Genomic DNA, 13,231 nt, shown 5'->3' with positions numbered 1-13,231 from the left:
CTGTAATCGTATAGGTCATCGTGTCTCCTAGACTTGCCCCTACTGGTGCAACGTCATTCGTAATCGCGACAGTCTTAACCGTCTCGATACTTGGACATTCTATACTATTCAATACAATTGGATTATTTGAAACAGCCAAACACGTTGGTGTAGATTGGTATCTTACTACTGGTGTATACGTATCTGGTGGTAAATTGTTAAACACATTTGATGCTTGCCATCCTTGATCATTACTACCACTTAGACTAGTTAAACTGTATTCTATTGTACCACCTCCATTATCTGTAGCATCTATTGTTATAGATCCTTCGTTAGATGGACAGGTTGGTTGAACAGCGCTCGTAGTTGCTTCTATCGTTGGCGGAGGTGTTAAAAATGCTGGATCGTATAAAATAAATGCTTTTCCATCACCACCATCACTTCCGACTGGATTACTTGTTGAACCAAATTGTGTAATTCTTAATCCATGAATATCTAATCCTGAAGCTACAAGACTCGTTAATGGGAATATTGTAACGAAAACATCTTGTCCGAAATCCGTAGGAATATTTGTTGTAAAATAGGTGTTAAGTCCTGGTGACGTTTCAGCTAATCTTTGTGTTCCTATTAAAGTACCTGACGCATCTAGTGCTTGTACAGCCAAACGGTTGTTTCCGTTTCTCTCTGTAAGTACCACATATCTATTAGCTGCTGATGCCATTGGTGCATCGTATTGTATTTCTACAAAATCTGTATTTACAATAGCGTTATCTCCCGATAAATAATGCGTTAAATCTCTATCTGAAAATGTCGTTAATAATGTAGGATCGAATACAGCCGGTCCATCATCGATATTAGTTTCTGGAACTGACATATCTCTGATGTATTGATTAGCAGCAGCAGGATTGGAATATTGATAATTTACACTTGTTGGAATGTAAAAGCCTGTAAACGGATTAGGCTCACCAGCAACTGATATTGAGTTTAAAATTGCTCCTGAAGTGCCTCCTGCTCCTGTAATATCAAAAGTTACATCTCCAGAAACTAGTGCTAATACAGGATTACCCGTAGGAATTACATCCGGACACGCATCATCACTACATTCAAATGGTGCGGTTAGTACATTTGTATTTGCTAAAGTACATGATACTTCATCAGAGAACGTTGCAGTTAATGAAATTGCACTCCCGTTTGCTGGTAATACTACATTATCAAAAGTATGTGGTGACGTTAAACCTACTGCTGAAACTGAAACAGTTCCATCACCAGTTAAATCTAATGTACCAGCACCTGGTGAAGCATCAAAAGTTACAGTAATGTCAGCTGTAAATGTATCATCAGTTAAATTTGTTGGCGTTCCATTATCATTACAAGCAGTAACATCACTAGAAGTTATACTTAAGATGTTAAATCCTGCATCTACTAATACAATTGGGTTATTTGACACAGCCAAACACGTTGGTGTAGATTGGTATCTTACTACTGGTGTATACGTATCTGGTGGTAAATTGTTAAACACATTTGATGCTTGCCATCCTTGATCATTACTACCACTTAGACTAGTTAAACTGTATTCTATTGTACCACCTCCATTATCTGTAGCATCTATTGTTATAGATCCTTCGTTAGATGGACAGGTTGGTTGAACAGCGCTCGTAGTTGCTTCTATCGTTGGCGGAGGTGTTAAAAATGCTGGATCGTATAAAATAAATGCTTTTCCATCACCACCATCACTTCCGACTGGATTACTTGTTGAACCAAATTGTGTAATTCTTAATCCATGAATATCTAATCCTGAAGCTACAAGACTCGTTAATGGGAATATTGTAACGAAAACATCTTGTCCGAAATCCGTAGGAATATTTGTTGTAAAATAGGTGTTAAGTCCTGGTGACGTTTCAGCTAATCTTTGTGTCCCTATTAAAGTACCTGATGCATCTAGTGCTTGTACAGCCAAACGGTTGTTTCCGTTTCTCTCTGTAAGTACCACATATCTATTAGCTGCTGAAGCTATAGGAGAATCGTATTGCATTTCTACAAAGTCCGTATTAACAATCGCATTATCCGTAGATAAGTAATGTGTTAAATCTCGATCCGAAAATGTTGATAATAATGCTGGATCAAAAACAGCTGGTCCATCATCGATATTAGAACCGACAGCTAGCATATCTCTAATATATTGATTTGCTCCTGCTGAATTACTAAATTGATAATTTATAGTCGTCGGAATATAAAAACCTGTAAACGGATTAGGCTCACCTGCTACAGATATTGAATTTAATATCGCACCTGAAGCACCTCCTGCTCCTGTAATGTCAAAAGTTACATCACCAGAAACTAGCGCTAGTATAGGATTTTCTTCTGGAATTACATCCGGACAGGCATCATCACTACACTCAAATGGTGCGGTTAATACATTTGTATTATTAAATGTACAAGCACCATCTGCTGAGAATGTTGCTGTTAAATCTATGGCTCCTCCGTCTGCAGGTAACACAACATCCACAAAAGTATGTGGTGAAGTTAAACCAACTGCAGATACTGAAGCAGTACCATCTCCTGTTAAATCTAATGTACCTGTTGTTGGTGCATCAGTAAATGTTATTGTAATATCTGATGTAAATGTATCGTCTGTTAAATTTGTTGGTGTACTATTATCATTACATGGATCAACATTTGATGATGTAATTGCAGAAATATCGCAGACTATTATTTCAATTGTCACGTTAGCTGTAGTACAAATAGTATTATCTTCTTCTAAGCAAATAGTATATTCTACTATATAAGTTCCTGATGTTAAATTTGTTGGAACATCTATAGTTCCGTCTGTATTAATTGTAATACCTGTTAATCCTCCATCATCACTAATACTAATATTGTCAGCTATATTTGCATTTGTAGCGGCTACTCCATCAGCCAAATCTATTCCATTACCGTTGTTTTCAAAAACACTTGCTGTGGTTCCACCAGTAGCATCAAAAGGCGAACCACTAAAGTCATCATCTTCAGCATTTATAGTAGGTTGAGACACACAAAAGCCTATATCTGGTATTTCGTCACAATCTAAAATTGTAATATCTGGTGGATCCGATACTCCGCCTCCTAAATTTCCTTCTAGAGTATGCCCTACAAAACATGGTGTAGCATTTCCTTGAATTTGAACCAAAGAATAATGACCTGACATTTCTAAATAAGTTGCAAAATCTGTACCTAAATTAAAGCCCGCAGGAACAACAGGTAACGTCTGACTAGCCGCAGCTGCAGAGCTAAGCATATTGAAAGAATTATCACCCCAGAAATATACTGCTCCATTTGAAGTTATTGCACCTGCAGAACTATGACCATTGGTATTATCAACGGCATCAATGAATATTACATTTTCTAAATTCCCAGTATTTGCCGCATTCTGTACTATTACCCAATTACTTTGATCGGTGGTACTTCCTATCCCAAGTCTTCCGTTTTGATTTTCACCCATGGCATAAATAAAACCATTGGTTGGGTGAAGCGCATAGTAACTAGGCGAATTTTCTGATGTTAAGCTTATCATTGAAGGGATTGCACCTGGAAAAGGAGAAGTCATTAATACTGGTAAACTACTTGATGTATTCCCAGTACCATTCCCTAATCTAATAGATTGTCCCCAAGTATAAAAGTCACCTGTTGTAGTATATACAAAAACAGCATCGTCGGACACTTTCATACTTTCTACATTTGAAATTGTCGATTGATGCCATGTAGCATCTGTTCCTGTTGTTGTTCCATCTCCATATAACTCGTCGCTATTCAATGCTCTAATCCAAACATCACCGCTATTTGTTAAAATACCTAAAATGTCATTTGATGCTTTTAACGATTTTACATCAGCAGGCAATACACCAACTGGTAAAGTAGTTAACTGGAAATTACTGCTTGTTGTTAATGAGTTCGCAATAACTTGACCTTCATTTCCCCAAACATATAAACCAAAAGTAGTAAGTAGGAAATTTTGAGGATTTGACGACGAAATTTGATCACCAATAGTAACCAACAGAACTGTACCCGAATAATTGTAACCATTTACGGGAGCTATTTGAGTAGGGCTTACTAATTCAGTTCCTGTTGCACTCATAGCATCTCCCCATGCAAAAAAACCATTGGTCGTTCTTGCTATAGTACAATGATAACCAGCCACCCATATTTGATCATCATTATTAAAAGGATATGATGCTATACATTGAGCAGACATACTATTTTGCCATGCAAATGAAAAAAGGATTAATAATGAAAGAGTAATTTTGGTAATCGAGAATCGAGTAAAGATTTTCATATTATTATATAGTTGATGTATAATTCAATTTTATATAGTTATGCGACAAGTCACACCTATCGATAAAATGCAAATATATTCGTTAAAGTGCAAATACCAAAATTTTTTGTAAGAATATTCAAAAAAACAAATAATTTATATCGATTAAATACAAATTAGACATGTTAGGATGTCTTGATATAGCATTCAAAATTTAAAATAAAATGGACTAAATACTTTATAGTGAAGAGATTTGCTATTAATCAACTTCAAAAAAATCAGTAAGAAAACTAGTCTTAAAATCTTCTTAATGTAAAAATACAAAAAAGATTAATATACATTTTTCACTTACGTATTTAAATTGACCTTGGTTTTCTATGTTACTATTCTATTAAGTCAATATGAGTTCATTATATTTGCAATCGCTTTATAAATATCCTTAATGAGTTTTTTAAAAGAAATAAACAGACGACGTACTTTTGGTATTATATCTCACCCAGATGCTGGTAAAACAACACTTACCGAAAAACTATTATTGTTTGGTGGTGCCATACAAGAAGCTGGTGCTGTAAAGAGTAATAAGATAAAAAAAGGTGCTACAAGTGATTTTATGGAAATTGAACGTCAGCGTGGAATTTCTGTTGCCACTTCTGTTTTAGCTTTTGAGTATAATGGAATTAAAATTAATATTTTAGATACACCTGGTCACAAGGATTTTGCTGAAGATACATTTAGAACTTTAACTGCAGTAGATAGTGTTATTGTAGTTATTGATGTCGCAAAAGGTGTTGAAGAGCAGACTGAAAAATTAGTTGAAGTTTGTCGCATGCGAAACATACCTATGATTGTATTCATTAACAAAATGGATAGAGAAGGTAAAGATGCTTTTGATCTTTTGGATGAAATTGAACAAAAATTGGGTTTAAAGGTTGTGCCTTTAAGTTTCCCAATAGGAATGGGTTACGACTTTAAAGGGATCTATAATATTTGGGAAAAGAATATAAATTTGTTTTCTGGGGATAGCAGAAAAGATATTGAAGAGACGATTGAAATTTCAGATTTATCTTCACAAGAATTAGATAAACTTATTGGTGAAACTGCAGCAAGTACATTAAGAGAAGAAATAGAATTGGTTGAAGGTATATATCCTCAGTTTAATAAAGATGATTATTTAAATGGAGAACAACAACCTGTGTTTTTTGGTTCTGCTTTAAATAATTTTGGTGTTAGAGAACTTTTAGATTGCTTTGTTGAAATCGCACCTAAACCAAGACCAAAACGTAGTGAAGAACGTTTGGTACAACCAGATGAAGAGAAGTTCACAGGTTTTGTGTTTAAAATTCATGCCAATATGGATCCTAACCATAGAAACAGATTGGCTTTTGTGAAAATCGTTTCTGGTGAGTTTAAAAGAAACGCACCATACTTGCATGTTAGACATAATAAAAAATTGAAATTTTCTAGTCCTAATGCTTTCTTTGCTGAAAAGAAAGAAATTGTAGACATCTCATATCCTGGTGATATTGTAGGTTTACAAGATACCGGAAGTTTTAAAATCGGAGATACACTTACTGAAGGTGAAATTTTGAACTATAAAGGTGTGCCAAGCTTTTCACCAGAACACTTTAGATATATCAATAATGCTGACCCAATGAAGGCGAAACAATTATATAAAGGTATTGACCAGTTGATGGACGAAGGAGTTGCTCAATTATTTACATTAGATCTTAATGGTCGAAAGGTTATTGGTACTGTTGGAGCACTTCAGTATGAGGTTATACAATACAGACTTGAACATGAGTATGGTGCAAAATGTACTTATGAAAACTTGAACGTACACAAAGCATGTTGGGTACAAACTGACAATGAAAAGAGCGACGAATTTAAAGAGTTCTTAAGAGTAAAACAGCGTTTTTTAGCTAGAGATAAGCAAAATCAGCTGGTGTTTTTAGCAGATTCTATGTTTTCATTACAAATGACTCAACAAAAATATCCAAGTATTATCTTCCATATGACTTCAGAATTTGAATAAAACAAGTGTGCATTTCATCGAAAAGCGACTAAAAAAACAACATTTAAACGATGTTTTAAGTTTTTTATCGATATTTTAGTTGCAACTGAATTGCAATCTATACATTCAGACTAAGATTAACCCCAAACTAATCTACTTATTATGGATATTAACGCAAACGTTTTCAGTAACGAAGAGATTACTGTTACCTACGAACCTCGCTGTTGTGCAAATGCAGGCATTTGTGCCAGACAACTTTCAGAAGTATTTAGAAATTCTGTGATTCCTTGGATTGATTTAGAAGGAGCACAAACTGATGCAGTTATTAATCAAATTAATAAATGTCCATCAGGAGCTTTACAATATCATTTTAACCAAAAAGATGTTGCCTAACTAAAGTTTGAACCGCTTAAAAAAAACCTTTGAATTAAAATTCAAAGGTTTTTAGTTTTTAGTCTTGACTAGTTATTTTATAGTTTAAGGTCTTAAATATAATATACATTGAAACCCATTCCTAACCCTTTCCAAGGAAGGTAATAGTTCTATATAACTCTTTAAGCTTGTCCTGTTGGTCCGAAATTCAGAGGAATTGAAGGTTACTCGTAATTAGATATTTCGAGAACCTCTATATGCAATCAACTGATAATTTTAATTAAAATTTTAGGCCTGACCTGTTGGTCCGAAATTCAAAGGAATTGGAGGTTGCTCGTAATCCTTAATTTCACCATGTGCTTTTTCGAATCGGGTTACGTTATCACCCAATGCCTTTAATAATCGCTTTGCATGTTGTGGTGTTAATATAATACGAGACTTCACTTTGCTTTTTGGAGTTCCAGGCATAATACTAACAAAGTCAACTACAAACTCAGATACTGAATGATTTATAATTGCCAAGTTAGAATATATACCTTCTGCTACTTTCTCGTCTAACTCAATGTTAATTTGCCCTTTTTTAGGGTTGTTTTTTTCGTCTGCCATCTTAAACTTGTTTATGCTTCCATGAAAATGGAAGTCTTGTCTATTATACTTACAGACCTGCTAGGTTTAAAAACCTTACAGGGCATTTTAAATAATAAAAGCCTTCTCGTTAATAACTTGAAGGCTTTTATCTTTATTCTATTAACTTAAGAAAACTTGAATTAATTAAAGTTCATTTCTTCTTTAGCTTTCATCATTTCATTAAACTCTTCTTTAGAACCAACGATGATGTGTTCGTATTCTCTCACACCTGTACCTGCTGGTATTCTATGACCAACAATTACATTTTCTTTAAGTCCTTCAAGTGTATCTACCTTACCATTTACAGCTGCTTCGTTAAGAACTTTAGTTGTTTCTTGGAACGATGCCGCAGATATAAACGACTTAGTTTGTAATGAAGCTCTTGTAATACCTTGCAAGATTGGAGTTGCAGTCGCAGGACTTACGTCTCTTGCAGTTACAAGATTTTTATCTTCTCTACGTAAGCTAGAGTTTTCATCTCTTAAATCTCTAACAGATACAATCTGACCAGATTTTAAATTCTCAGAATCACCAGCCTCTTCAACAACTTTCATTCCGAACATCTTATCATTTTCTTCAATGAAATCTGATTTATGAACTAATTGGTTTTCTAAGAAAATAGTATCACCAGAGTCAATAATTCTAACTTTACGCATCATCTGTCTTACAACAACTTCGAAGTGCTTATCATTAATCTTCACACCTTGTAAACGATATACTTCTTGTACTTCGTTCACTAAATATTGTTGTACTGCAGAAGGCCCTTTAATATTAAGGATATCGTTTGGTGTAATAGAACCATCAGATAAAGGCATACCAGCTTTAACGTAATCATTTTCTTGAACAAGAATTTGATTAGATAATTTAACTAAGTACTTCTTAACCTCACCTAATTTAGATTCGATGATAATCTCACGATTACCACGCTTAATTTTACCAAATGATACAACACCATCAATCGCACTTACTACAGCAGGATTAGAAGGATTACGTGCTTCGAACAATTCTGTTACACGAGGAAGACCACCAGTAATATCACCAGCTTTAGCTGATTTACGAGGTATCTTAACTAAAATCTTACCTATATCAATCTTTTCACCATCATCAATCATAATGTGAGCTCCAACAGGTAAATTGTATGAACGTATAGTTTCACCTTTCTTATCTTCAATCAATAATGTTGGAATCAACTTCTTGTTTCTAGATTCTGAAATTACTTTCTCTTGGAAACCAGTTTGTTCATCAATTTCAACTTGATATGTTATACCTTGTTCAATGTTTTCATACTTCACTTTACCAGCAAATTCTGAAATAATTACACCATTATATGGATCCCATTGAGAAATAACATCTCCTTTCTTCACTTTACTTCCAGGTTTCACATAGATATAAGAACCATAAGTAATATTATTAGTACTTAATACAATTCCTGTTTTAGCATCTACTAATTTTAATTCTGAAGTTCTAGATATAACAACATCTACTTCTTTTCCATCGTTATCTTTAGATTTTACTGTTTTAAGATCTTCGATCTCAGCAATACCATCAAACTTAACAGTTAATTTATTCTCTTCAGAAATGTTACTTGCAATACCACCTACGTGGAATGTACGTAATGTTAACTGTGTACCTGGCTCTCCAATAGATTGAGCAGCAACTACACCGACAGCTTCACCTCTTTGTACCATTTTACCAGTAGCAAGGTTACGACCGTAACACTTCACACAAATACCTTTTTTGGCTTCACATGTTAATGGAGAACGCACTTCTATTGAATCAATTGGAGAATCTCCTATTTTCTTAGCAATAATGTCATCAATATGTCCTCCAGCTTCTACTAATAACTCTTCAGTTAGTGGGTTATATACATCATTAAGCGATGTTCTACCTACTATTCTAGCTTCTAAGTTTTCAACGACTTCTTCATTTTTCTTAAGTGCAGAAACTTCAATTCCTCTTAGTGTACCACAATCTTCTTGGTAAACAATTACATCTTGTGAAACATCTACTAAACGACGAGTTAAGTAACCTGCATCGGCAGTTTTAAGAGCCGTATCTGCAAGACCTTTACGAGCACCATGAGTAGAGATAAAGTATTCTAAAATTGAAAGTCCTTCCTTAAAGTTAGAAAGAATTGGATTTTCAATAATTTCTCCACCAGCTGCCGTAGATTTTTTAGGCTTAGCCATTAATCCACGCATACCTGTTAACTGACGAATCTGTTCTTTAGATCCACGAGCACCAGAATCTAGCATCATAAATACTGAGTTAAATCCTTGCTGATCCTCACGAATACGCTTCATTGACAATTCAGTCAATTCTGCATTCGTAGATGTCCAGATATCAATAACTTGGTTATAACGTTCGTTGTTTGTAATAAGTCCCATATTATAGTTACCCATTATACCATCAACCTTCGTATTGGCTTCATCAATCATTCCTTGCTTCTCTTGTGGAATAATAATATCACCTAAACTAAATGATAATCCACCTTGGAATGCAAACTTATATCCTTGTGTTTTAATCTCATCAAGGAATTCAGCCGTTTCTGGTACACTAGTCTTCTTAAGAATACCATGAATGATATCTCTCAAAGATTTCTTAGTTAATACCTCATTGATATAACCTGCTGCTGCTGGTACTTTTTCGTTGAAAAGTACACGACCAACAGTTGTTTCTATAATTTGCTTAGTAAGTTCACCTTCTTCGTTAAAATCGATTGTTCTTACTTTAATACCAGCATTTAAGTCAACTTGCTTCTCATTATAAGCAATTGTTACTTCTTCTGGAGAATAGAATGTTAAACCTTCACCTTTAATAGGTACATCTTTAGTCGACTTTCTAAGCTTAGTCATATAGTATAAACCAAGTACCATATCCTGAGAAGGTACAGTAACTGGTGCCCCATTTGCTGGGTTCAATATATTATGTGATGCCAACATTAAAAGTTGACACTCTAAAATCGCTTCTGGTCCTAATGGTAAATGCACAGCCATCTGGTCACCATCGAAATCGGCATTAAATGCAGTACACACTAATGGGTGTAATTGAATCGCTTTACCTTCGATAAGCTTAGGTTGAAATGCTTGAATACCAAGTCTGTGTAACGTAGGAGCTCGATTTAAAAGCACTGGATGTCCTTTTAAAACATTCTCTAAGATATCCCAAACTACTGGCTCTTTTCTATCTATAATTTTCTTTGCAGATTTTACAGTTTTCACGATGCCTCTTTCAATCAACTTTCTGATGATAAAAGGTTTGTATAGCTCCGCTGCCATATCTTTTGGCAATCCACATTCAAATAATTTTAATTCTGGTCCAACAACAATTACAGAACGTGCAGAATAATCAACACGCTTACCAAGTAAGTTTTGACGGAAACGTCCTTGCTTACCTTTAAGTGAATCTGATAATGATTTTAATGGTCTGTTAGAATCTGTTTTTACTGCAGATGATTTACGTGTGTTATCAAATAATGAATCTACTGATTCTTGTAACATACGTTTCTCATTACGTAAAATCACTTCTGGTGCTTTTATCTCAACTAATCTTTTAAGACGGTTGTTACGGATAATTACACGACGGTATAAATCATTTAAATCTGAAGTTGCAAAACGACCACCATCTAAAGGCACTAAAGGTCTTAATTCTGGTGGAATTACAGGAACAGCCTTCATAATCATCCACTCAGGTCTGTTTTCTCTGTTTAAGTTTGAATCTCTAAACGCTTCAACAACCTGTAAACGCTTTAAAGCTTCTGTTTTACGTTGTTTAGATGTTTCGTTATTAGCTTTATGTCTTAAATCATAAGATAACTGATCTAAATCAATTCTTGCTAATAAATCAATAAGACACTCAGCACCCATCTTAGCGATGAATTTGTTAGGGTCTGTATCATCTAAATATTGATTCTCTTGAGGAATTGCATCTAAAATATTAAGATACTCTTCTTCAGTAAGGAAATCCATTTTTTGAATTGGTTCACCTTCAGCATTCATAGCTATACCAGGTTGGATAACTACGTAACGCTCGTAATAGATAATCATATCTAATTTCTTAGATGGTAATCCAAGAAGGTAACCTATTTTGTTTGGTAAAGAACGGAAATACCAGATATGAGCAACAGGCACAACTAAATTGATGTGTCCTACTCTATCTCTACGCACTTTCTTTTCTGTTACTTCTACACCACAACGGTCACATACAATACCCTTGTAACGTATTCTTTTATATTTACCACAAGCACATTCAAAATCCTTAACAGGACCAAAAATACGCTCACAGAACAAACCATCACGTTCTGGTTTGTGTGTTCGATAATTAATAGTTTCTGGCTTTAATACTTCGCCACGAGATTCTGCTAAAACAGACTCAGGTGATGCTAAACCGATAGAGATTTTATTAAATCTCTGAATTGTATTCTTATCTTGTCTTCTTGCCATGTTCTTTAAAGTATTCAGTTTGCAGTAACAGTTTTAGCATTACTAAAACTGTTACTTGCCAACCTAAATTTATTCTTCTAATCTAATATCTAATCCTAAACCTTTCAATTCGTGCATAAGTACGTTGAACGATTCTGGTAGTCCTGGTTCTGGCATTGGCTCACCCTTAACGATTGCTTCGTAAGTTTTTGCTCTACCAATAACATCGTCTGATTTTACAGTTAAGATTTCACGTAAAGTACTAGAAGCACCATATGCTTCAAGTGCCCAAACTTCCATTTCACCAAAACGCTGTCCACCAAATTGTGCTTTACCACCTAATGGTTGTTGTGTAATTAATGAGTATGGTCCTATAGAACGTGCGTGCATCTTATCATCAATCATGTGACCAAGTTTAATCATATAGATCACACCAACTGTAGCTGCTTGATCAAAACGATCACCTGTACCACCATCATATAGATATGTGTGTCCAAATCTTGGAATACCAGCTTCATCTGTATATCCATTAATTTGATCTAAAGTAGCACCATCAAAAATTGGTGTTGCATATGTTCTTCCTAAATCTTGACCAGCCCAACCTAAAACGGTTTCATAAATCTGACCAATATTCATACGAGAAGGTACACCAAGTGGATTTAATACAATATCTACTGGAGTTCCATCTTCTAAGAAAGGCATATCTTCTTGACGAACTATACGTGCAACAATACCTTTGTTACCGTGACGTCCTGCCATTTTATCACCAACTTTAAGCTTACGCTTCTTCGCGATATAAACCTTAGCTAATTTAATGATACCTGCTGGTAACTCATCACCGACAGAAATCGTAAACTTCTCACGTCTTAATGATCCTTGAAGATCATTTTCTTTGATTTTATAGTTATGGATTAAATCTGCAACAAGTTCATTAGTATGATTGTCAGTTGTCCATTTTCCTGAAGTTAAATGTGTATAATCATCTACAGCATTTAACATTTTTAAGGTATATTTTTTACCTTTAGGAATAATTTCCTCTCCTAAATCATTATAAATACCTTGAGCAGTTTTACCATTAACAATGTTGAATAATTTTTCAACAAGAACATTTTTAAGATCATCGAATCTATTGTCGTAAGCATTTTCTAATGCCTCAATATCTTCTTTATCTTGTGCTCTCTTGCGTTTATCTTTTACTGCTCTAGCAAATAATTTCTTTTCTATTACAACACCATTAAGTGATGGAGATGCTTTTAAAGATGCATCTTTTACATCACCTGCCTTATCACCAAAGATTGCTCTTAAAAGTTTTTCTTCTGGTGTAGGATCAGATTCTCCTTTTGGTGTAATCTTACCAATTAAGATATCTCCTGGTTTGATTTCCGCACCAATGCGAATCATTCCATTTTCATCTAAATCTTTAGTAGCTTCTTCTGAAACGTTAGGAATATCATTAGTTAACTCTTCATTACCTAATTTAGTATCTCTAACTTCTAATGAATACTCATCAATATGAATAGATGTAAATACATC

General features: G+C 34.5%; 5 protein-coding genes and 1 pseudogene. 2 read left to right on the top strand and 4 right to left on the bottom strand.

The window, feature by feature from the left end:
- Positions 1 to 4,288 (bottom strand): hypothetical protein (locus QZZ53_RS14665; protein ID WP_296386044.1); only part of this gene is annotated, 4,288 nt, incomplete at its 3' end.
- A 421-nt stretch (positions 4,289 to 4,709) separates the two neighbouring features.
- On the opposite strand from QZZ53_RS14665, the gene QZZ53_RS14660 reads away from it, so the two are divergent.
- Together QZZ53_RS14660 and QZZ53_RS14655 are read left to right on the top strand one after the other, a co-directional pair.
- Positions 4,710 to 6,299 carry a peptide chain release factor 3 gene (locus QZZ53_RS14660; RefSeq protein ID WP_296386043.1) on the top strand — a complete coding sequence of 530 codons (1,590 nt, stop codon included), beginning with the start codon at positions 4,710 to 4,712 and terminating at the stop codon, positions 6,297 to 6,299.
- Positions 6,300 to 6,440: 141 nt separating this feature from the next.
- Positions 6,441 to 6,671: a (4Fe-4S)-binding protein gene (locus QZZ53_RS14655; RefSeq protein WP_296386041.1), complete on the top strand. Its 231-nt coding sequence runs from the start codon at positions 6,441 to 6,443 to the stop codon at positions 6,669 to 6,671.
- A gap of 267 nt (positions 6,672 to 6,938) precedes the next feature.
- Here the strand turns inward: QZZ53_RS14655 and QZZ53_RS14650 are convergent, their stop codons facing one another.
- The 3 genes and pseudogenes from QZZ53_RS14650 to rpoB all read right to left on the bottom strand — a co-directional run.
- A complete protein-coding gene (locus tag QZZ53_RS14650; protein ID WP_296386040.1) occupies positions 6,939 to 7,256 on the bottom strand; it encodes a DUF3467 domain-containing protein in 318 nt (105 codons plus the stop codon).
- Positions 7,257 to 7,417: 161 nt separating this feature from the next.
- Positions 7,418 to 11,719 carry a DNA-directed RNA polymerase subunit beta' gene (rpoC, locus tag QZZ53_RS14645; protein ID WP_296386038.1) on the bottom strand — a complete coding sequence of 1,434 codons (4,302 nt, stop codon included), beginning with the start codon at positions 11,717 to 11,719 and terminating at the stop codon, positions 7,418 to 7,420.
- Positions 11,720 to 11,788: 69 nt separating this feature from the next.
- Positions 11,789 to 13,231: pseudogene (gene rpoB, locus QZZ53_RS14640) on the bottom strand (DNA-directed RNA polymerase subunit beta); the annotation flags it as partial.

This window comes from Winogradskyella sp., assembly GCF_016744625.1.
In the GTDB taxonomy this organism is placed as follows: Bacteria; Bacteroidota; Bacteroidia; order Flavobacteriales; family Flavobacteriaceae; genus Winogradskyella.
This window is presented reverse-complemented; position numbering and strand designations above follow the sequence as displayed.

Coding starts and splice junctions, on each gene's coding strand:
- QZZ53_RS14660 (WP_296386043.1), top strand. CDS start 4,710: ATGAGTTTTTTAAAAGAAATAAACAGACGACGTACTTTTGGTATTATA.
- rpoC (WP_296386038.1), bottom strand. CDS start 11,719: ATGGCAAGAAGACAAGATAAGAATACAATTCAGAGATTTAATAAAATC.
- QZZ53_RS14655 (WP_296386041.1), top strand. CDS start 6,441: ATGGATATTAACGCAAACGTTTTCAGTAACGAAGAGATTACTGTTACC.
- QZZ53_RS14650 (WP_296386040.1), bottom strand. CDS start 7,256: ATGGCAGACGAAAAAAACAACCCTAAAAAAGGGCAAATTAACATTGAG.